Source organism: Paludifilum halophilum, from assembly GCF_002245355.1.
Classification (GTDB): Bacteria; Bacillota; Bacilli; order Thermoactinomycetales; family DSM-45169; genus Paludifilum; species Paludifilum halophilum.
The window spans coordinates 13,041-34,471 of the sequence record NZ_NOWF01000006.1 but is presented as its reverse complement, the minus strand read 5'-3'; the positions used below and the strand labels follow the sequence as shown (position 1 = coordinate 34,471).

Here is a 21,431-nt window from a genome sequence, read left to right as displayed (position 1 = left end):
ATAATCTCCCCTTGGACCATTGTTATCGTGGATAAAAACATTCTGAATAAATCTGTCTACAATCCTACATGACCTAAGGGGCTTTGCAGAGAATTTGAAAATAAGAAAAGCATTTTTAAACTAAAGGAAGCGAGAGGAACCGGTCATGGATCGGGCGCCTCCAGATACGGTTGAATCCGCTCTCGATGTTCTTTCGTTAAATGAAACTGATAGACCGGACGGCCAACTGTTTTGTAAACCATATTAACCCATAAATGTCCGATGTCCACTAGAAAATTTAGATACTTCCTTGCGGATACCCGAGAGATCCCGGCCTCATGGGCCAGCTCTTCGGTGGAGAACTCCTCGTCCATTTTCAGAATGGAGTTCACCACCCGTCGCAATGTGATCAGGGTCAAACCTTTGGGAAGCTCCGGGGGATTTGCGGTGACAGTTCCCTCCCGGGTCCGTAACAATCGGTCCAGTTCGTCCTGGTTCCATCTCTTTTGTTCCTGCATCATTTTATGTTCTTGTTTATACCGTTCCAATGAGGCTTGCAGTCGGTCAAATGTGAAGGGTTTGATCAGATAATCCACCGCTCCCAGACGCAACGCCGTTTTTATGTTGTGGATATCGCTGGCGGCCGTGATCACAATGACATCGATCCCCTTTTTCCCGGTTCGAATTTCCCTTAACAGATCCAACCCGCTTTTTCCCGGCATGAAAATGTCCAGCAATACGAGATCCACCGAATTCCGGCCCAGGAAGTCCAGCGCGTCTGACGCTTTTGTGGCGATCTCCGTACACGAAAAACCCGGCATGCTATCCAGGTAAGATTGGTTAATCGCTGCCACCATGGGGTCGTCTTCCACGATAAGAACCCGGATCATGGATTTTCATCCTTTTCTTCAAAAGGTAGAGTGACTAGAATCTTGGTTCCGCTATCGATAGGGATGTGAGTCAGGGTTCCGCCCAGCTTTTCCACGCTGATTCGCACTAGATTGAGGCCGTACCCCCGGTTCTCCCCTTTGGTGGAAAAACCTTTTTCAAAGATCTTCTCCTTCTGATCGTCCGAAATCCCCTTCCCCGTGTCCGTCACGGATAAAGAAAGTGTCGAATCGGTCGTTTCCAGGGATACGTCAATCTCTTTTTGTTCACAGTCCTCAACGGCCTCCATTGCGTTATCGATCAGGTTGCCGAAGATCGTGACCCACTCATCGACGATACCGGGATCCTCAGGCCGGGGCCAAACTCCGTTCCCCGATAGATTTAACTGAACGCCGCGCTCCCGGGCATAACTCAGTTTACTTAACAGAAAGCCGGCCAGGATGGGCTCTCGGACAAGCTGGGATACGGAACCGGCCTCCATATGGTAATGGTCGGTCAGTTGTTGGATGTAAGAAGAAAGCCGGTCCAGTTCCCGCATTTGCACCAACCCTAATATAACATGCAATTTATTCATAAATTCGTGTGTTTTCACCCGAAGGGCTTCTGCATACATTTTGACACCGGTTAATTGTTCCGCTAACTTTTTGATTTCTGTCTTATCGCGGAAGGTGGCCAGGGCGGCGACGGTGTGGCCGTCGACCTTGACCGGCACCCGATTAACGAGTAGCGTCAAGCCGTTCAGGGTCACTTCCCGGTCAAATTCCGGGGTTTCACCTTCTACCACATGGCGTAAGCGGGATTGGGGAAGATAGTCTTCGATGTTTTCCCCGATGGGTTGATGGTTCATTCCCGCACGGTGGAATAAGCGTACAGCTTCTGAGTTGGCCAGGACAATCCGGCTCTCTCGGTCAACCGCCACAATCCCTTCCCGAACGGATTCCAGCATGGCGTTCCTTTCCTGCAACAGGTTCGCGATCTGGAATGGTTCCAACCCGAAAAGAATGCCTTTGATTTTCCGGGCCAATATCCATGCACCCAGAATCCCGATGATCAGACCGACACCGATCGCAACATAGATGATGTGCGTACTGTTTATTATCGCTTCTTCCACGCGGTTCATCATAATTCCGACAGCCACGACTCCGACTTGTTGCCCTTCGCGGTTTTTAACCGGTACAAAAGCCCGAAACGAGGTTCCCAGCGTTCCTTCTGCCACTGAGGTGTAGGACTTCCCTTTCATGGCACGTGCCTCATCCCCGCCGATAAATCTTTTTCCGATCTTTTCTTTGTCGGGATGCGATTTTCGGATGTGGTTCATATCCATAACCACGATGAATCGGACATCCGTTATTTTCCGAACTTCCTCTGCGTAGGACTGAATATTTTTTTCGTCTTGTTTATGTTCCAGAGCTTCGATCACTAACGGTGAACGCGCAACGGTCCGAGCGATGTTTATCGCTTTGTCGGACAGGTATTTTTTTGTTTCATCGGTCACTTCTTCCCCGATCAAAATCCCGGTAACGGTTAATGACAAGATGACAACGGTACAAACAAAAAGAGTGATAACCTTTTGTAAACTAATATAAAACCTTCCGAATTTCATAAACTTTCCTTCCCGACTTGTTTACAAAAAGTTTATCCCGGTTATCTGTTAAACACAACCGTCATAATAGAAGTGATCATTCCGCTTATCTCCGGAAACTGCCCGCCTTCATTACCAGAGCGGGTGATTCGAATGGTAGCAAATACAAAAAGGCCCGTGGGGGGCCTCCATCCTCTTAAACAATTTCCTAAACCGGACCTTCTGGGAAGACCAGGATCTGGGCAGTTTGGAATAACGGTATGACTTTGTGTCAAATGAGATGAACCTTCGTATACCGGTCGATACGTACGGCGGTGGGGAGGACGGGGTAGTCCAGCCCGCCAGCTGGAGAACGGCTGGCGGGCTAATGGCCGATGGAATTTGGATGGGTGGGAAGATTGTCGAATTCATCGTAGGTAGCATGGCCTTGTAGGTAGCTTGGAAACAAGAAAAAACGGCAGACTTCACCTGGTACCCATCGGAATTTCAATTTCTCATAGGTAGACTACAAACGATTGGAACAGCAGAGTGCCGATCTACGAAACGGCGTCGTTTCAATTCCTCGTAGGTAGCTCGGAAACGCGTCGTCGGCGTGAAGACATATACCGAGGATGAAAGTTTCAATCCCTCATAGGTAGCTTAGTAACACTGAAGATTAACGAATGGAAAACCTCCGAACTCGATGTTTCAATCCCTCATAGGTAGCTTAGTAACAGTACACAACCAGCAAAATTAGCAACCCAATCGAAGTTTCAATTCCTCGTAGGTAGCTTGAAAACAGGCGGATATAATCATAGACAAAGAATGGTGGGAAGAGGTTTCAATTCCTCGTAGGTAGCTTGAAAACCCCCAATAAAGCCCATGACAAAGCCATTTTCCTCTCTCCATAAGATACCCAAAAATCCCCCTCAGTACAATGCCTTTTCCCGCCTTTCCCTTTGAGAACAAGGGATGCGGCGGTTTGATGAATGTCGTCGATCCCCGGGGGTTTTTGCCCTACTGGACATCGACGACAATTTCGTTGACGAAAAGTTTATATACGGCAGGGGTCTAGCAACTGCCACGGAGTTGATGATTTGTCGTAGGTGGAGACCCAGCGTCGACAGAGGAGAAAGGTCAGTTGAACGCTAGGTTTCAATTCCTCGTAGGTAGCTTAGAAACAGGGGAAGCGGTATGGTCTGCCGCCATTGGGATACACTTGTTTCAATTCCTTGTAGGTAGCTAGGAAACTGTGGTGAAGAAGGATTCCGGTTTTCAGACATGAAGTTTCAATTCCTTGTAGGTAGCTAGGAAACCTCCATCCATCCTCTGTTTGTTTGACTTCGGCCAGGATGTTTCAATTCCTCATAGGTAGACTGCAAACCCAACGGTCGTAAGGACTTCCGTGACGAGCACCTCCGTTTCAATTCCTCATAGGTAGCTTAGTAACAAAGGGAAGGAACAGACGAAATCTATTCCTTTTATATGGGTTTCAATTCCTCATAGGTAGCTTAGTAACCCCAAAAAAGCCCATGACGAAGGCATTTCTCTTTATCCATAAGATACCCAAAAATCCGCCTCAGTACAATGCTTTCTTCTGTTTTTCCCTTTGAGAACAAGGGATTGCGGCGGTTTGATGAATGTCGTCGATCCCCGGGGGTTTTTGCCCTACTGGACATCGACGACAATTTCGTTGACGAAAAGTTTATATACGGCAGGGGTCTAGCAACTGCTACGGAGTTGATGATTAGTCGGAGGTAGAAATCCGATGTTCGACTGAGAAAGGTAAGTTGAGTGTCAGATTTCAGTATTTTGTAGGTAGTCTAGTAACTCGAACCGCCGGAGCAAGCCCGAGAGGCGGAATCAGGTTTCAATTCCTCATAGGTAGCTTAGAAACAGAAGGGGCTGGCCCGGGTAGGATACATATACGAGAGGTTTCAATTCCTCGTAGGTAGCTTAGAAACCCATCAGTTCCACGGAACCGGGCAATCCCTTGATAGTTTCAATTCCTCGTAGGTAGCTTAGAAACCGGTCTTCCCTGGTCTTAATCTGTTGAACCACCGGAGTTTCAATTCCTCGTAGGTAACTTAGAAACCCCGAAAAGGCCCATGACGAAGGAATTTCTCTTTATCCATAAGATACCTAAAAATTCGCTTCAGTACAATGCTTTCTTCTGTTTTTCCCTTTGAGAACAAGGGATTCGGCGGTTTGATGAATGTCGTCGATCCCCGGGGGTTTTTACCCTACCGGACATCGACGACTATTTTGTTACGCGAAAAAAGTACACGACGAGGGTCTGACGACAGCCTCGGAGTTGATGATTTGTCGTAGGTGGAGACCTAGCGTCGACAGAGGAGAAAGGTCAGTTGAACGCCAGGTTTCAATTCCACATAAGTAGCTTAGAAACGATGTAGCACCGGAAATAACGCCGGAGATGACGCGGTTTCAATTCCTCATAGGTAGCTTAGTAACCGGGATTGAGCGAGAGGAAGAGTACGTCGACATTATGTTTCAATTCCTCATAGGTAGACTAAAAACATGCATCAAGGTTCTTTTTCAAGTTACGAATTACCTTTGGGTTTCAATTCCTCATAGGTAGACTAAAAACCCCAAAAAAGCCCATGACGAAGCCATATCCCTTTATCCATAAGATACCCAAAAATCCGCCTCAGTACAATGCCTTCTTCGGATTTTCCCCTTGAGAACAAGGGATGCGGCGGTTTGATAAATGTCGTCGATCCCCAGGGGTTTTTGCCCTACTGGACATCGACGACAATTTCGTTGACGAAAAGTTTATATACGGCAGGGGTCTAGCAACTGCCACGGAGTTGATGATTAGTCGGAGGTAGAAATCCGATGTTCGACTGAGAAAGGTAAGTTGAGTGTCAGATTTCAGTATTTTGTAGGTAGCCTAGTAAACTCGAACCGCCGGAGCAAGCCCGAGAGGCGGAATCAGGTTTCAATTTCTCGTAGGTAGCTTAGAAACTACGAGAAAAGCCGTGATGAATTACGTTCACGGGTGTTTCAATTCCTCATAGGTAGCTCGGAAACTGAAGACAATTTGAAAGACTTCGCCTTCAAGGTGAGGTTTCAATTCCTCGTAGGTAGCTTAGAAACGTCGAGTTCGGTAAGGGATGTATCGAGGCTACTCCTACGTTTCAATTCCTCGTAGGTAGCTTAGAAACCCCAAAAAAGCCTATGACGAAGCCATATCCCTTTATCCATAAGATACCCAAAAATCCACCTCAGTACAATGCCTTCTTCGGATTTTCCCTTTGAGAACAAGGGATTCGGCGGTTTGATAAATGTCGTCGATCCCCGGGGGTTTTTGCCCTACTGGACATCGACGACTATTTCGTTACGCGAAAAAAGTACACGACGAGGATCTGACGACAGCCTCGGAGTTGATGATTTGTCGTGGGTGGAGACCCAGCGTCGACAGAGGAGAAAGGTCAGCTGAACGCCAGGTTTCAATTCCTCGTAGGTAGCTCGGAAACGGATATTCCCTGATGCTATCCATCATTCCGCCTCCCTGAAGTTTCAATTCCTCGTAGGTAGCTTGGAAACCGAAAAAAGGCCATTTCCGCCGTGCGGACACTTGGGTTTCAATTCCTCATAGGTAGCTTAGAAACCTTTCGGATCAAGCATTGGTCGGAAGTGGACGCCCAGTTTCAATCCCTCATAGGTAGCTTAGTAACATCCTCTCACCTCGTCCGGAACAGCAGAGCTGACCCTGGTTTCAATCCCTCATAGGTAGCTTAGTAACTGGGCTACGAGTAGGCGATCTGCTCTCCCTCCGAGAGTTTCAATCCCTCATAGGTAGCTTAGTAACTTCAACTACTTCTTTCGCGGCCTTCAGTTGTTCTTCCGGTTTCAATCCCTCATAGGTAGCTTAGTAACCAGAAACAAAAGGATCGGAGTCAGGAAAAAGAGTTAGCCAGGGTTTCAATCCCTCATAGGTAGCTTAGTAACTAGATTAGAGGAAGTCGAAGGGCTGGCCCGTGATGGGCTGAGTTTCAATCCCTCATAGGTAGCTTAGTAACTGGGCTACGAGTAGGCGATCTGCTCTCCCTCCGAGAGTTTCAATCCCTCATAGGTAGCTTAGTAACCCCAAAAAAGCCCATGACGAAGCCATATCCCTTTATCCATAAGATACCCAAAAATCCGCCTCAGTACAATGCTTTCTTCGGATTTTCCCCTTGAGAACAAGGGATTCAGCGGTTTTGTCAATGTCGTCGATCCCCGGGGGATTTTGCCCTACTGGAGATCGACGACCGTTTCGTTACACGAAAAAAGTTCATATACGGCAGGGGTCTAGAAGCGTTGTGATTTTAGCACATCCTTGGTCGGTCGGGGTGGGGTTCCACACTCCGTTTCGTTGTTCTGACAAGCCAAAGGCACTCCGTGTGGAACCCCACCCTTCCGAACAGGAGCTTTGTCATAACGCTTCTAGTGACTGCCTCGGAGTGATGATTGGTCGGAGGTGGATAACTCTGTGTCGATAGGGAGAAAGGTCAGTTGAATGCCAGGTTTCAATTCCTTGTAGGTAGATTAAAAACACCGTGATCGTCGTCTGGCGGGTGATGGACGTGATGTTTCAATTCCTCGTAGGTAGCTTAGAAACGAATATGACCGCTTGGAGAAGGCAACCCGTGGGGAGTTTCAATTCCTCGTAGGTAGCTTAGAAACTTGTGTCCGTTGTCGAAAAGAAATCCGTCGGCTGGAAATGTTTCAATTCCTCGTAGGTAGCTTAGAAACCGTTCGGACCTCTCGGCAAAAAACTGATCGGATCGGTTTCAATTCCTCGTAGGTAGCTTAGAAACCCTCGACCCCTCCAGTTACGAGGGGTATAAAGATATGTTTCAATTCCTCGTAGGTAGCTTAGAAACCAGGAAGACCAACCTTGAGACGTCTGACAGGGTGTTCTGAGTTTCAATTCCTCGTAGGTAGCTTAGAAACTTTTCGGGGATTTTGTTCCCTTACTCATGAATCTTAGTTTCAATTCCTCGTAGGTAGCTTAGAAACCCCAAAAAAGCCTATGACGAAGCCATTTTCCTCTCTTCATAAGATACCCAAAAATCCGCCTCAGTACAATGCCTTTTTCCGCTTTTCTCGTTGAGAACAAGGGATTCAGCGGTTTTGTCAATGTCGTCGATCCCCGGGGGTTTTGACCCTACTGGACATCGACGACAATTTCGTTGCACGAAAAGTTTATATACGGCAGGGGTCTAGCAACTGCCTCGGAGTTGATGATTAGTCGGAGGTAGAAATCCGATGTTCGACTGAGAAAGGTAAGTTGAGTGTCAGATTTCAGTATTTTGTAGGTAGTCTAGTAACTCGAACCGCTGGAGCAAGCCCGAGAGGCGGAATCAGGTTTCAATTCCTTGTAGGTAGCTTAGAAACGTGGAGCCAGAAAAATGGAAATCAAAGAACTTCCCTCAAGTTTCAATTCCTCATAGGTAGACTAGAAACATATCTCCTTTTTCCGAAATTTTCATCTCTATTTCGTTTCAATTCCTCATAGGTAGACTAGAAACAATGATATCGATGATATCATATAATGAAATTGAGCAGTTTCAATTCCTCATAGGTAGACTAGAAACCCCAAAAAAGCCCATAACGAAGGCATTTCTCTTTATCCATAAGATACCTAAAAATTCGCTTCAGCACAATGCTTTCTTCTGTTTTTCCCTTTGAGAACAAGGGATTCACTGGTTTGATAAATGTCGTCGATCTCCGGGGATTTTTGCCCTACTGGACATCGACGACAATTTCGTTGCACGAAAAGTTTATATACGGCAGGGGTCTAGCAACTGCCTCGGAGTTGAAGATTAGTCGGAGGTAGAAATCCGGTGTTCGACTGGAGAAAGGTAAGTTGAGTGTCAGATTTCAGTATTTTGTAGGTAGCCTGTAACTCGAACCGCCGGAGCAAGCCCGAGAGGCGGAATCAGGTTTCAATTCCTTGTAGGTAGCTTAGAAACCTAAAACGAAAACGTTACAACTTCGAATCACAGCGACATGTTTCAATTCCTTGTAGGTAGCTTAGTAACCCAATTGTACCCCGGAGACATATCGGAGACAATACAGTTTCAATCCCTCATAGGTAGCTTGAAACCTTCCGTCCCCGTCGCAAGCGAGGAACACGGGGAAATGTTTCAATCCCTCATAGGTAGCTTGAAACCCCCCCAAAAAAGCCCATGACAAAGCCATTTCCCTCTCTTTATAAGATACCCAAAAATCCCCCTCAGTACAATGCCTTTTCCCGACTTTCCCTTTGAGAACAAGGGATTCAGCGGTTTTGTCAATGTCGTCGATCCCCGGGGGTTTTTACCCTACTGGACATCGACGACCCTTTCGTCATACGAAATAAAGGTAATCATTAATCGATGCCCGCATTTCGCTCTCCCAGGGGTGAGGTCTTTTGGTTCGATGGTTTCTAATGAACATAGGATGATGTTGGGGATCATATCGATCCATGGTATTACGAAAAGGTTTGGAAAATCGCCCATCACGATGTTTTCCGGTTGGCTTTTCACACGGCTGATCCTATAATGGGGGTATTCATTGACGGGAACGGATGGGGAAGAGAGAAGAGGGTTGTCATATGGCGTGGGAGATTTTCAATATTGTAGGGATCGCCGCGTTTGCCATTAGCGGAGCCATCGTGGCGATGGAAGAGGGATACGATTTTTTCGGCATTTATGTATTGGGGTTGGTGACGGCTTTCGGAGGAGGGATCGTCCGCAACCTCTTGATCGGAGTACCGATCGATTCCCTGTGGGAAGAGGAGAGTCTGTTTCTGATCGCCTTGGCGGCGATCACGATCACCATGTTGGCTCCGATTTTTTGGATGGATCATTGGAAAAAGTGGGGTTCCTTTTTTGATGCGATCGGGTTAGCCGCTTTTTCCATTCAAAGAGCGCTCTATGCCGTCGGGATGGGGCATCCGCTCGTTGCGGTGATTGTCGCCGCCGTCCTGACAGGAATCGGCGGCGGAGTGATCCGGGATGTGCTCGCCGGACGAAAACCTCTGGTTTTCCGAGGAGAAGTTTACGCTGTATGGGCGATTGTCAATGGATTGGCGATCGGTCTCGAAATCGTGACGCAGAGTTGGGGGCTGTACCTTCTCTTTGCCGTGGTGATTCTGTTTCGCATGATCTCCGTTGTCTATCAATGGCGGTTTCCTACCGGTCTGTTCGGAGCCAAAGGGTAAGGGCGAGAAGATACAAGTGACTTCCCTCCTCATGGGTTTTCGGTTTGGTCACTTGAAAACTTCTCCATGATGGGGTGAAGTCCTTTTTCTATGCCTGAGGAGCCTTGCTGCTCAAGGGGTTTGAAATCTGCAAAAGGCTCGATAGAGAGGTTTTTTGCAGAAATAATGCAGACTTAATGCAGATGCACTTTTCTGCAATATAATCCCTGATATAATGGGCTTCAGCTAATTTTGCAGATTTTGCAGAAGGTACTTATTTCTGCAGACACTATAATATAAAACTGTGATGAATTATTTTCATAATATCCAATTATTTAATAATCATATCCCTGTGGCCAATTTATGTGTGTCCCTTTCTGCAATTCTGCAAAAACATCCAAACACTTGATATGACTGGTTTATATTGCAGAAATACTTACTCTGCAATAATCTGCAATATTCTCTGCAAAATTTAGGGGGTACAGTTTTTCCTCGGAGCTTGGAAAAATGATCTCCCTTATTGCTGGGCTGCTATGTAGGTGTAGACAGCCTCTCAGCGCAAATATAAGCCTTTCTGAGAGCGCTGCTTCAGCAATTCCTGCTCCAGCTGCTCGAATGACTTTCCTTCTGCTCCGTCCTCTTTTTGCTGGGGGTAGGGAACGATATTTGGTTTCGGATTGCTCATGTGTTGTCCTCCTTGTTGTGCTGTGCTGGGGTTTTCACTGTAGTTTTCGTAGTCGTTTCCTGCTACACTTACACCAACGTTTTCGGTTCCTATTCCGCCAGCGTTTCCGGAATCGTTTCCACTTTCGCTGCGGGATTCGAAGGGGGACACGTTTCCGTTGGGGTCTACGCTGTGGTGTACCCCAGCGTGTCCGGATACGGATGCGCTTCCACCTGCGTTGGAGGATACCTCATCCACATCGTTTCCGTCTCCGGAGAGGGAAGTGTTTCCCCTTGCGCTTACGTTTTGGTTTCCGGATGGGTCAACTACAGCCCTTGAGTTGTCGTTTTCTACAGCTACTTCACGTGCCCCAGCGTCGGAGGTTCCGCTGTGGTTTCCTGCATCGGATACGTTGGACCCAGTCCCAACATTGTCGTTTCCGTCCACTACATCCTTGGGCTTGGAATCTGCCTTCTTCGCTTTGGAAGGAGAGAACTCTTTCTTTGCCCCCGGCTTGTCTTCTTCGTCCTTCTTCCGGACGTTGGCATGTACTTTCTCTTCGTTCTCGTCGATCTGCTGTTGCATCATCTTCTTCTGTTCGCCGAAATTAAACCTTTTGCGTCGTGACACGTCCCAACAACTCCTCGACAAAGGATTTATAGGGGCGCAAGGCCATGCGGTCTTCGGTATATCTCTCTTGGACACCACCGATGGAGAACTCTTTCAGGCGGGTTTTCCGCTTAATCTCTGTGGTAAAGACCCAGTCATCGTAGTCCTCGCGGGCTTCATCGATAATCTGACGGTCCGCTGACGCACGGGGGTCCAACATAGTTGGCAGAATTCCGGCGATGTCCAAGGAGTGGTTATAGTCATCCCGGATCGTCTGCATGAGCCGTAGGAACCGCTCCAAGGCTTCAAAACAAAGGGGATCGCTTTGTAAGAGGACTACGACAAAATCGCTTGCTGTCAGTCCGTTTCTTGTACGAATCCCGGTGGAAGGTGGTAGATCCAAGAAGATATAGTCATAATCGTTCATCACCGGTGCGAGGGTTTGCTTCAAGATGTAGTAATCGGTTTCCCGATCGAATTCTTCCAGCTCATCTTCCGCTGGCAACAGGTGAAGGTAATCGCTTGTCTTGTAGATATAGGGCAAAGGGTTTCGCTCCTGCAGCGCGTGATACACGGTTTTCCCAGTGAAATTGTACGGACTCTGCTGTGAAAGCCAGAAGGTGCTGTTCCCCTGGTGATCGAGGTCAACCACTAGGATCCTATTACCTTTATTGGCCAACAACTCGGCCGTGACACACGTTGTAGTGGTTTTCCCGCAACCACCTTTCTGGTTACCAAATGATAGGATAGTAGCCAATATCTTTCCCTCCCAAGGATCTTTCTCGGTTGAGGAAACCGTCTTGGTATAAACTATATATCATCGTATAACTTCCTTCTAGGGAGATCGCCAGAAGTCGATAGATCAAATATTATTAAATAATGGTAATGGAAGTGTCTGATTCGTAACGGAACGGCCAAAACCGATAGAAAGAAAAATGTTAGCCTACCAGTCCACGTTAGAATTGTTGAATGATAAACATCGTTTTCCGGTCGTGTGGGTGTCTCCTCACCAAAAACGAACCAAGGAACTACAGGCCATTTGGAAGAATCTTCGACGTCAAATAGAACGAAATCGGAAAAACAAATTTACTCCTGAAATGCACTTTTTTACCTGCGGAGAAGAGCCGGAATACTTGTTGGGTTAAACACTCTACCCACACTCTATCCAAGCTCTATCCACACTCTACCCAGGCTCTACCCACACTCCGGATGTTTTCTATAAGGGTAGTATTGTCGCCGCTTCTCAGCGGGGACTAAGTTGTCTCGATAAGCCTTTCGTTTATCTCGACAACAGAAAGAACAAATTTGGGTGGCTTTTCGTAATCAGGTGCATTGATTTTACATCAACTGGATAATATAATAAGAACCGAAGGAGAAACCGTCGACGACGTCCCGCTCACTGGGACCGGAAAGCTCACCGAAGTCGCAGCTTCAGGTGAGCTTTTTTGGTGATAACCGGTGAAACCAGTGTGCTGTTTAACCAGGTTTCTTAATGATTTGTCTTTTTGTTGACTCACGCTTGGTCGACGTCGTCGTCCTCCATGAGTTAAGCAAAGTTGTAACCAGCAAAAAATTAAGTTATCATATAAGTGGAAAAACCAAGTGTACCGCACAAGAACAGGGAACGGATTGAAGCCCGGTTGCCATGAAGGCAACCGGGCTTCGTTTGTGTTTCTCTGTATCAAAAACGACCGTTTATGAGACCGATTTAAAATGACCTCCAATTGACGGTGTTTTGCTGCTTCGTTTGGCATCAAAACCCGTTTCAAAATCAAAGTTTCAATAGTGACCAATCTGATGAGTTATGAGACAATAGGAGCATCCAAAGAGAAGGGGGGAGGGGGCGAATGCTTGTTGGATATGCCCGGGTTTCAACGCATGATCAAAACCTCAATCTCCAAACCGATGCTCTTCGGGAACATGGGTGCGAAAAGATCTTTACGGACCACGTAAGTGGGGGGAAGTTTACACGGAAAGGGTTGGAAGAAGCCCTTGAATACATACGCCCAGGGGATACTTTGGTTGTTTGGAAGCTGGATCGCCTGGGTCGATCCCTTAAACACCTAATCGAAGTCGTGAACAATCTTCATGAAAAGGGGATCGGATTCCAAAGCCTCCGGGAAAACATGGACACCACAAGTAGTGGAGGGAAATTAATCTTTCATGTGTTTGGGGCGCTCGCAGAGTTCGAGCGGGAGATCATCCGTGAGAGAACCCAAGCTGGATTGACAGCCGCCCGTGCCCGAGGAAAGTTGGGTGGGCGACCGCGGGTTATGGACGAGAAAAAAATAAAGATGGCTCAAACATTGATGCAGGATCCAAATTATTCTGTAAGGGAAATCTGTGAAACGCTTCAAGTGTCTAAAGCTACTTTGTACCGGCATCTCAAAAAGTGCCCCGGGCACCAAAGTGGGTAGCTAGGTGTCACCAGCAGAGGCAAAAATCTGGAGATTCTCGCTTCCGAGAGAAACTATTTAAAGTAGGCGCAAGTATTAAATGGAGAGTAAATCCCACCAATGGACTTTGGAACAGTTATCAAAAATACGACAGCGACGACTAGGGCGTGTCTGGTAAATCAGACCAATGATTGATAGACTGAGCTGTAATAGAAACAGCTGGAGGGATCAGCAGGATGGTCCGACGGGGAGAGGTGACCGATCAAGCATGGGCGCAAATCCAGCCGTTGTTACCAACAAACGATCGTCGCGGAAGGCCGTGGAAAAATCACCGTCGGGTCATCGATGGGATTTTGTGGAAGCTGCGTACAGGAGCTCCTTGGCTATTGAATTTGCAATGAAGAGCGCTTTGGAATCCAAAACATTAACCTATCCAAAGTTCCAATCTTCACTTTGTCTTCAACCATTGGTTAAAATGAGAAAGGTGGGAGAAGAGACCCTAAGGTACTTTTTCAACCTTGCCTGGGAAGGGCCCGATCCCCGATACGAAGCTGTATTGGCAGCACGTCACCTGCCAGATGGTGGAGAAAAGCTACTAAAAGAATGGGCCCAATCCTCTGATCCCCAAGTCCAAAGGTGGCTCCGTAATCTGGATCATTTGCCGTAACTCCTTGACAAAAGGAATACCAAATATGTTCGCCAGCGACACAAAGGCATATTTCTTTCTGGAATGCGACGAAAAAGGGGAATATATCGGTTTGGGAGAAGTTTGGGAGATTGAAGAACCTTCGTTAGAAAGAATGGATGGGGTTCAGCAACTGGCTTTGCAAGGAGACCGGGAGGAACGTTATTTTGCAACACTTACGTTGTTGGAGTGGATGGAACCGATCGGGTTGGATGCCTGTGAAAAAATGTTGGAGTCCAAAATCCTGGATGAAGGACGCCCTTTAGCTCCCCATCGCTTGTGGGGAAAGGATTGCGCTTACGAGGAGTTGGCTTACCGGGTAGTCCGGAGGTTTGGCCCATGGGAGAAACATGAGCTGTTAATCAAACGATTTCTGTCGCCAGATATCTATGGGAACTACCATAACGTGATCAGTCCCTAACCCTCATTGAGAAGCTTTTTTGTTTGGGTCCCTACAGGGAAAACAAATTTCCAATGGGAACCAATCGGCATTCCGATTCGCAAGACATTCACCCGCTTGACGTGCGTCAATGTGTAATTGCGCCCTTGGTCCATTTTTGAATGGACCATCCGGGATTTCTGAAATCAAAAAGCCTTGGTTTTCTCCAGGGCTTTTTATTGATGAGGGATACATTTGTTCATCTCTCATTAACTTACGCCAGATTCGTACTTCTCTCCGATCATCCAGGTAGCGGCAAGTTTCAGAGGAAGATTGTACAAAGGATTTGCCAATCATTAAATATTCCCCAATATATTCTATACTGAATGGACAAGGCACGATCGGTACAACAAAAACAAGCGGGACAATGCAATCTTAAAAGAGCAAACAAGATTAAGATTGCCTGAAGGAGTATTAGCTGAAAAATTTCCTATCTTAAGAAGGAATCACCGATATTATTATCGAATTCCCAACTATAAAGGAGGGATTATATTGAGGGTCAAAAAACGGTTTCTTCAGGTAGTGTCAGTCGGTTTAATCTGTGGAAGTTTATCAATTCCAGCGTCTGCCTCTGCAACAACACTTAATGGGGGGGTGGACAGAGGGAGTGGGTTCTTGGAATACTGAAGAAGCTAGCATTCAAGGACCTCAAGCTCACAATGGATGGGTGGAAGCCCACCCTGATAAATTTCATTATGAACGTGCAGTGGGTGAAACTGTTTGGAAAGGAGTCTATCATTATACCCGTGCACGTATGGTAGATCGAGTGAGTGGTGCAATTAGGACAGACAGTGGAAGAGTACATGGTACCGGGTATACAATCGCTAAGTCTCCTTATGCAAGTGCTGTACATGTAGGAAAGACCTATTGGGGCAGACCCTAATGATTTTAATAATAAATAAAAGCAGGTATCTTTTTTGATACCTGCTTTTATTCCTAATCGTTAAGATAAAATTGTAAGGGTAGCAGCAAGAAGAGAAGTATATTCCATTTTTATTTTCCAAAAGAGGGGCATTTTATGAATAAATTCAGGCAATGGCGGCGTAATGGAAGCTTGTGGTTAATTATATTGTATCTGTTATTAAGTATATTGGTTGTCTCTACTAGTTATTATCAGATCAAACAGGAAGAAATGAATCTGTTGACTCGAGGATTGTATGATCCAACAAGTTTCACCTTTGCATTTCAGGGTTCAAGTCTGTCTATTGACTGGAGGAAACTGGATACAGACAAACCTTATACGGTTTTTAACGAATTAGATACTAAACAGAAATATGCGGACCGGGCTATTTATTTTAATGAAAAGACCTTTGTTCCCCCGATGGTATCAGGTCGGTATTTTACTGCCACCGATTTTTACACCGGTAAGCGGATTGCAGTGCTAGGTCAGGAAGTGGGGGAAAGCGTCGGAAAAGAAGATGTCTTTGAAAAGAACGGTAAGGAATACTTCCAGTTGGCAGGAAAGACGTTCGAAGTGATCGGCCGAATGGGCGCTTTCTATCCGTCGGAGGTGGACGAGTTAGCCCTCGTCAATATGGACGCGATCGATAACCATCCCAATCTGTATGTCATGAACACCGAGGACAACAAGATGAAACACGATCAAGCCTTATCTGTAAACCAGAATTCCATACCGATCCAGGTGATCGATCGGACTGATCATGGAGCTCAACGATATCTCGGTACGGACTTCTACCAAAAAGGAATCTTGATTTTCATTGCTAGCATTCTAATGATTACCAGTCTCTTGTTTAATCAGTATTGGTTCAACAAGAGAAAAAACGAGATACGCATTTTATGGCAGCATGGAATCTCCTTGAGAAAGGTTTACGTACGAACGACGATTCAGTATCTGTTGCTGGTTTCCATTTGTTACGGATTGGTTTCTCTGGGAAGCTCATTTCTATTGATAGTGTGGGGTAAGATCACTATTGATTCCCTTAGATTACATATTTTACAAATATTAATAGCATATGGGGGAATCCTTCTCTTTTCCCTTTTATCCATTTGGGTGTTGAAAGGGAATGGTCTGAAGCCAATCGATGAGAAAGGAACATCTCGCTCATGAAAATGATCCTACGAGAAGTATGGGAGAGCATCAAACGACGGAAATGGTTTTCTGTGTTGATAGCTATTCAGATTACCGCCTTGTTTTTCACCAGCACCCTGTTATTTCTCTCCCATACGCAGATCGAAAGCAAATCGGACCGCTTGGAACCCTTAAAGGATCTGACGTTTTACCAATTGTCGGATGATCTTGTGCCAGATAGCAAATTTCAGGATTTTTTAGACCAACCTGATTCTCTTAAGAAATCGAAGACGTTTTATGAGAATTTGGAACAATACTTTGGAGAGCGTTATATTTATCTGTTTAATCAGATGATTGATGTGAAGATCGATGATGATTCAAAGTGGAATAAATTTTTAAATGGGTATGAGGAAGGGGTCCCCATTGAACGCTTAAAGGAACGTCCTTATAAACCATTGAAAGCGATTCAAATCAATGAAAATGGCTTTACCCGCTTTTCAATTCCGTTAAGTAAAGGATCTGGATTTTCCTCCGAGGATTTCTATTATGATGGAAATTCAATTCCGGTCTTGTTAGGGGCAGAATATGAACCGTTTTACCAAGTGGGCGATAGGATCACGACAAAGTATCTGCGTAAGGATTTTAAATTAGTGGTCCAAGGATTTATCCAATCCGACACTTTTGTGTTTAATATGAACAATCCGGAATTGTACTTGGATCGTTATATCGTCATGCCGGCTTTACAATTTAACGAGGCACCCCAAGATGAAGAAGATGCGTTATTTCAAAAATTGCATTACCTACAAATGATCAATGGGACTGTTTTTAGTGACGAGGAACCGTATGTTGTTCGTCGCGACTTGGAGCAGGTGAAAACGATATCCGATTTTCCCGATATGCAAATGATCGGGGCGAATAGTCGTTCCCTCGATTTCATGTTCTCGGCGATTCAGCTTAATCGGAATCTGTTAAAAATCTTGGCGGCATCGTTATTCGTGGTTTGTATTCTCAGCATCTCGATTTTAATGATGACCAAGTTTCAAGATAACTACCGTAATATGGCTATTCATCTCGTGTCCGGGGCTACTTTGAATCAACTGTTTTTTTACTTTTTGTCTGAAATTCTCCTCATGGTGGGATTGCCGGGACTGGTGGTCACACTTTTGTATCAACAGATCATCGATGTGTCTCTGGGAATGTACATTCTGATGAACGTGACAATCTTTTCCGCTATTGTTCTGATCTCTGCTTCCCCCATTTATTTGCAGTTCCGCAAAATTGAAATTAGCAGCTTGTTAAAACGATCGGAGTGATTCCTTTGATAACCCTAAAAGATTTGACTAAATCATATCGGAGCGGCGAACGGAAAATTGACGTTTTGAAAGGGCTCAATTTGGAAATCGAACAGGGCGATATGTTGGCAATTATGGGTAGGAGCGGATCAGGAAAGTCCACACTGCTAAATATTTTGGCCGGTCTGGATATGGCGGATCGGGGGACGTATCAGTATAAACAGGCGAAGATCAGCGATATGAACGGCAATGAACGGGCCCGCTTTCGGAAGCAGAATATCGGGTTTATCATCCAGAATTATATGCTAATCGACAGTAAAAACGTGTTCGAAAATATTGCTCTTCCCTTGCGATACAGCAAACTTTCCAAAGGAGAAATTATTGATAAAGTCGATCGTGTATTAGCGGACTTAAAAATCACGGAGTTGAAGCAGAAAGACGTGGATATGCTGTCGGGAGGCGAAATGCAAAGGGTCGCGATCGCCAGAGCGCTGATTCAAGATCCAGATTTGATCTTGGCGGATGAACCGACCGGGTCATTGGATGATCAAACAGAGAAGGAGATCTTGAATATCTTTAAGAAGCTGAACCAGCAAGGGAAAACATTGGTGATCGTTACTCATGACCAAGTTGTCGCGGACTGGTGTTATAAAATCTACTATTTGCAGGATGGAAAGGTGGCTCTTATTGCTTCGTAACAAAGCCATCTGCTGAACCGCCTATTAATTCAAAGTAAAAAAGTCTTTGTCACGGGACTCGTGCAGGTAACGTTCGTGGGCTTTGTTGCCACTACAAAAGCGGTTTTTCGAAGGCCAATCGAATAGATGCAGTGAAGAGGGGAGTAATCTGATACTAGGGCGTGTCTGATAATTAAACCCTAGGGCGATTTTCCACGTGGGTGCCTAGGGAGCCGATTTCCGTCTTCGCGCCTCTTGCCCTCCCACAGATGTAAAAGCTGTCCGCTCCGCCTCCTACGGACCCAACCAGCGGCCAAATGAAAAGCTTGGTGGCCGCTAAACGGTTGGATCCTTCGGAGACTCCGCTAGGTGGTCGGAGCAAAGGGCGCTACGCCGGAAATCGGTCTTCAGCTACTTTTGATTTACCAGACACGCCCTAAATGGGAAAGCTATATCCGAGTTAGCTCATTAGAGTGGTTTCAGGAGGTGAACCCGACTTTACATCGTATTGAATGCTGGTTAACGGTATTGGGTTCCAATGTTGAAGCCCGGACGTTTCCTTGCGACCGGGCTTCGTTGTCTCCCGGTCCCGGCTTTGCTCCAGAAGGGTGCAAAGTTGCTTGCCGTCGTCTTCCTGGCCGGGGGTGTCTTTCATCCGGTAATAAAACCGACGGTTTCCAAGTTGTTGTTTGAGGACATGAATCATTTGATCCAAGTCGTTGAGGTATTCGTAAAAACGAGTGATATGGCCGCATTTTCCATCCGAATAGCCAAATCCCCGCAGGTCGGTCATATTCAAAAATTGGTTGGTAGAGGAATATTTTCGCAGGGATGGCCAAGCCCTATCCAGGAAAAATAAGTGGTGAACAACATGTTATCTAAAAGGAGGTGTGTTCCATGACCATCGGTACGAAACTCCAACAAACCGTGGCCAGTGCAGAAGGGGTTGCCGCTGATCTGAAAACCTTTGCCTTGGACACCGATAACCAACAGGCGAAACAAATGTACAACCAACTGGCACAAAACATGGACTCCGTTGTGCAACAGTTGAAAAGCCGAGAAGATCAAGTGATGCAGGAAGAACCTCAGTATAAGCAACAGTAAAAAACAACCCATCACCTGAAGGAAAGGAAAATGGGTTTTCTGTACGATCTAGTTCCCCCTGAAAAAGTCGAAAAATCAAAGACCAATTCATTAAAAAGAGAGGGAAGCAATCGAATGGCGGCTCTTCCCTCCTTTTTTTCTTTGGGCTAGAAGCGTTGAAAATTGGATTCAATTATGGAGTTTGAAGGAGTGATGGAATCAGGGAGGCATTGTTGCACTAGCAATGGTCTGTTGCATTTTACTTCACCTTTAACCTCGGGGTTTAAAGATCAGGGCGGCTAAAAAGCCAAAGGCGATGGCAGCGGAGATTCCGGAGCTCGTTACTTCAAACATCCCCGTGATGACCCCAACGAGACCGTGTTTTTCAGCTTCTGGGGCCTAGGGGGTGCCCTCCTTATCTTTTTTGCTTATTAAGCCTTCCCTTTATTATAGACTTGTTTGTTTTGCAAACTGTATTATATAGATAAAGCATTTCCCATCTATCAGGAGATGCTTAAATGAAGTGAGTTCTTGGTCCGGACCCGCGTGCTGGCGCGGGTCCTTTTTTTAGTCTATGTTATCCTTTTCACACACATTCTATCTTATCCGTTTTTTAAGCAATAGACATTGATTCGACTCTAATGCTTTTCCGGTTGGGAATATACAGGGGTAATGCTACTTAATTCTATAGTAACGCTTAAGGGCTTCGTTAATGATTTTTGTTTTTCCCCCCTCTACAGTCTTGCTTTCCAACTCCAGCAGACGTTTGAGTTGTTTGTCAATATATAGGGTCATTTTGGCGTAACGATCCTCGAATCGTTCTTTTTTGGGATGAACTTGTTGAGTCGGCTTTCGTTAGACCGCTGAAAACTTCGGAATTCAATCGTATAATAAGTCCCATGAACTACCATGAATTTTGGTAGTATAGTATTGATATAATCCATTGTCCAATCGAGGTGATCGTTTTGCCCGCAAAGTGGATCGCGGCGGCAGCCGCGTTGATGGTACTGGTGTTCGGCAGCGGGTGTTCACTGGCGGTGAAGCAAGCGATTGAAGCGGAGCAACAGAAAGAGGTGAAGCAAGCCGAGAAGAAAGAGGAACCGTCGAATGACAGCAGTGAGGAGGAAGCGGACGAAGATACCGATGCGGCTCAGCCGCCGTCGAATTCCGACGACTTCGATTCCCAGAACCCTGATGACTCCGACAGTTATCTGGAGGGGAACGAAGTGACGGTCAGCCACCTGAAGGTAAAAACGGATAAGCGGAATTGGCAGGAAGCCAACAGCGAAACACAAACCGAGGACAACCTCAAGGTGGAGACCACGTCCTTGACTGTAGATGGTGACACCTCCATCAATGTCGACGAAATGATCATGGTTCAATATATTCCGGGATTGCAGAAAGAGGCGACAGCTCAGCAGTATGCACAAGCCGTTATCAAAGGAGACGAGTCGTCCGGTCGCTCCGAGTGGAACGTCCTCGAAGCCCAAGAGGACAGCGTTCTGTCGGAAGTGAAAGTGAAGGATGATCCTGAAATTGCGGATATGAGCGGTGTAGTCCGTTTCCTGTCCACGGATAAGGGGATGTATATTCTCTACTATCTGACCAGTGATATGAATATGCCCCAGGATAAAAAGAGCAAATGGCAGTACTTATTAAAACAGGCGAAAGGGGACGAGGGGGTCACCTTATAGCCGAGTGAGTCGTCCTTCCTTCAGGGAGGACTTTTTTTGTAGCGATCGCGCACAGAGATGGTTCGTCCACCGCCTGAGCTCAAACGATACCGTTATCAATATGAATACAGCCGGATTCCCCGAATGACGAAACAGTTATATAAAAGTGACTGTTGACAAAATGGGACGCGTTGGATATAGTGTTCCCCAAAAGGTAAAGCGTAATAATTACGATTTGTAGAGGATGTCCATAAAAAAGGAGAG

Annotated in this window: 13 protein-coding genes, 2 pseudogenes and 2 CRISPR repeat arrays; of the genes and pseudogenes, 9 read left to right on the top strand and 6 right to left on the bottom strand. The window is 46.1% G+C overall.

Features of this window, described 5'->3' with window-relative positions:
- Window positions 1–143: 143 nt before the first annotated feature.
- Together CHM34_RS10530 and dcuS are read right to left on the bottom strand one after the other, a co-directional pair.
- Window positions 144–869 (bottom strand): response regulator, encoded by a 726-nt coding sequence (locus tag CHM34_RS10530; RefSeq protein WP_094264577.1) that lies wholly within the window; start codon window positions 867–869, stop codon window positions 144–146.
- On the bottom strand, window positions 866–2,470 hold the full coding sequence (dcuS, locus tag CHM34_RS10525) for a DcuS/MalK family sensor histidine kinase (RefSeq protein ID WP_094264576.1): 1,605 nt from the start codon (window positions 2,468–2,470) through the stop codon (window positions 866–868). The genes CHM34_RS10530 and dcuS overlap by 4 nt, the downstream gene beginning before the upstream one ends.
- Window positions 2,471–5,894: 3,424 nt before the next feature.
- Window positions 5,895–6,537: direct repeats of the CRISPR family, unit length 30 nt.
- 419 nt (window positions 6,538–6,956) lie between these two features.
- A CRISPR array of direct repeats spans window positions 6,957–7,453; the repeat unit is 30 nt; unit sequence GTTTCAATTCCTCGTAGGTAGCTTAGAAAC.
- 1,579 nt (window positions 7,454–9,032) lie between these two features.
- On the opposite strand from dcuS, the gene CHM34_RS10520 reads away from it, so the two are divergent.
- Window positions 9,033–9,641, top strand: coding sequence for a trimeric intracellular cation channel family protein (locus tag CHM34_RS10520; protein ID WP_094264575.1), 609 nt, complete (start codon window positions 9,033–9,035; stop codon window positions 9,639–9,641).
- 532 nt (window positions 9,642–10,173) lie between these two features.
- Here CHM34_RS10520 and CHM34_RS10515 read toward each other — a convergent pair.
- Window positions 10,174–10,914: a hypothetical protein gene (locus CHM34_RS10515; RefSeq protein WP_094264574.1), complete on the bottom strand. Its 741-nt coding sequence runs from the start codon at window positions 10,912–10,914 to the stop codon at window positions 10,174–10,176.
- Window positions 10,892–11,650, bottom strand: a complete 759-nt coding sequence (locus CHM34_RS10510; RefSeq protein WP_094264573.1) for a ParA family protein — start codon at window positions 11,648–11,650, stop codon at window positions 10,892–10,894. Before CHM34_RS10510 ends, CHM34_RS10515 begins: the two co-directional genes overlap by 23 nt.
- A gap of 1,090 nt (window positions 11,651–12,740) precedes the next feature.
- Between CHM34_RS10510 and CHM34_RS10500 the strand changes: the two genes are divergently transcribed.
- The 6 genes and pseudogenes from CHM34_RS10500 to CHM34_RS10475 all read left to right on the top strand — a co-directional run bounded on the left by CHM34_RS10500 (window position 12,741) and on the right by CHM34_RS10475 (window position 18,432).
- Window positions 12,741–13,310 carry a recombinase family protein gene (locus CHM34_RS10500; protein WP_094264571.1) on the top strand — a complete coding sequence of 190 codons (570 nt, stop codon included), beginning with the start codon at window positions 12,741–12,743 and terminating at the stop codon, window positions 13,308–13,310.
- Window positions 13,311–13,525: 215 nt separating this feature from the next.
- Window positions 13,526–13,672 (top strand): annotated as a pseudogene (locus tag CHM34_RS10495) (transposase); the annotation flags it as partial.
- Between the two features lie 309 nt (window positions 13,673–13,981).
- Window positions 13,982–14,395, top strand: a complete 414-nt coding sequence (locus tag CHM34_RS10490) for a hypothetical protein (RefSeq protein ID WP_094264570.1) — start codon at window positions 13,982–13,984, stop codon at window positions 14,393–14,395.
- 1,036 nt (window positions 14,396–15,431) lie between these two features.
- Window positions 15,432–16,481, top strand: a complete 1,050-nt coding sequence (locus CHM34_RS10485) for an ABC transporter permease family protein (protein ID WP_094264569.1) — start codon at window positions 15,432–15,434, stop codon at window positions 16,479–16,481.
- 143 nt (window positions 16,482–16,624) lie between these two features.
- Window positions 16,625–17,755 carry an ABC transporter permease family protein gene (locus CHM34_RS10480; RefSeq protein ID WP_141201685.1) on the top strand — a complete coding sequence of 377 codons (1,131 nt, stop codon included), beginning with the start codon at window positions 16,625–16,627 and terminating at the stop codon, window positions 17,753–17,755.
- A 5-nt stretch (window positions 17,756–17,760) separates the two neighbouring features.
- Window positions 17,761–18,432, top strand: coding sequence for an ABC transporter ATP-binding protein (locus CHM34_RS10475; RefSeq protein ID WP_094264567.1), 672 nt, complete (start codon window positions 17,761–17,763; stop codon window positions 18,430–18,432).
- A gap of 439 nt (window positions 18,433–18,871) precedes the next feature.
- Here the strand turns inward: CHM34_RS10475 and CHM34_RS18975 are convergent, their stop codons facing one another.
- Window positions 18,872–19,204, bottom strand: coding sequence for a serine aminopeptidase domain-containing protein (locus tag CHM34_RS18975; protein ID WP_141201684.1), 333 nt, complete (start codon window positions 19,202–19,204; stop codon window positions 18,872–18,874).
- A 104-nt stretch (window positions 19,205–19,308) separates the two neighbouring features.
- Between CHM34_RS18975 and CHM34_RS10465 the strand changes: the two genes are divergently transcribed.
- Window positions 19,309–19,515, top strand: coding sequence for a DUF1657 domain-containing protein (locus CHM34_RS10465; protein WP_094264565.1), 207 nt, complete (start codon window positions 19,309–19,311; stop codon window positions 19,513–19,515).
- Window positions 19,516–19,764: 249 nt separating this feature from the next.
- Here CHM34_RS10465 and CHM34_RS10460 read toward each other — a convergent pair.
- Window positions 19,765–19,887, bottom strand: a pseudogene (locus CHM34_RS10460) (SpoVA/SpoVAEb family sporulation membrane protein); the annotation flags it as partial.
- Window positions 19,888–20,459: 572 nt separating this feature from the next.
- Here CHM34_RS10460 and CHM34_RS10455 point away from each other — a divergent pair.
- The gene (locus tag CHM34_RS10455; RefSeq protein ID WP_094264564.1) at window positions 20,460–21,188 is read left to right on the top strand and encodes a hypothetical protein; all 729 of its coding nucleotides are present in this window, start codon (window positions 20,460–20,462) and stop codon (window positions 21,186–21,188) included.
- Window positions 21,189–21,431 lie beyond the last annotated feature (243 nt).

Bases quoted from the DNA above. Each gene is read 5' to 3' on its own strand.
- dcuS (WP_094264576.1), bottom strand. From the start codon at position 2,470: ATGAAATTCGGAAGGTTTTATATTAGTTTACAAAAGGTTATCACTCTT.
- CHM34_RS10530 (WP_094264577.1), bottom strand. From the start codon at position 869: ATGATCCGGGTTCTTATCGTGGAAGACGACCCCATGGTGGCAGCGATT.
- CHM34_RS10465 (WP_094264565.1), top strand. From the start codon at position 19,309: ATGACCATCGGTACGAAACTCCAACAAACCGTGGCCAGTGCAGAAGGG.
- CHM34_RS10490 (WP_094264570.1), top strand. From the start codon at position 13,982: ATGTTCGCCAGCGACACAAAGGCATATTTCTTTCTGGAATGCGACGAA.
- CHM34_RS10485 (WP_094264569.1), top strand. From the start codon at position 15,432: ATGAATAAATTCAGGCAATGGCGGCGTAATGGAAGCTTGTGGTTAATT.
- CHM34_RS18975 (WP_141201684.1), bottom strand. From the start codon at position 19,204: ATGACCGACCTGCGGGGATTTGGCTATTCGGATGGAAAATGCGGCCAT.
- CHM34_RS10520 (WP_094264575.1), top strand. From the start codon at position 9,033: ATGGCGTGGGAGATTTTCAATATTGTAGGGATCGCCGCGTTTGCCATT.
- CHM34_RS10500 (WP_094264571.1), top strand. From the start codon at position 12,741: ATGCTTGTTGGATATGCCCGGGTTTCAACGCATGATCAAAACCTCAAT.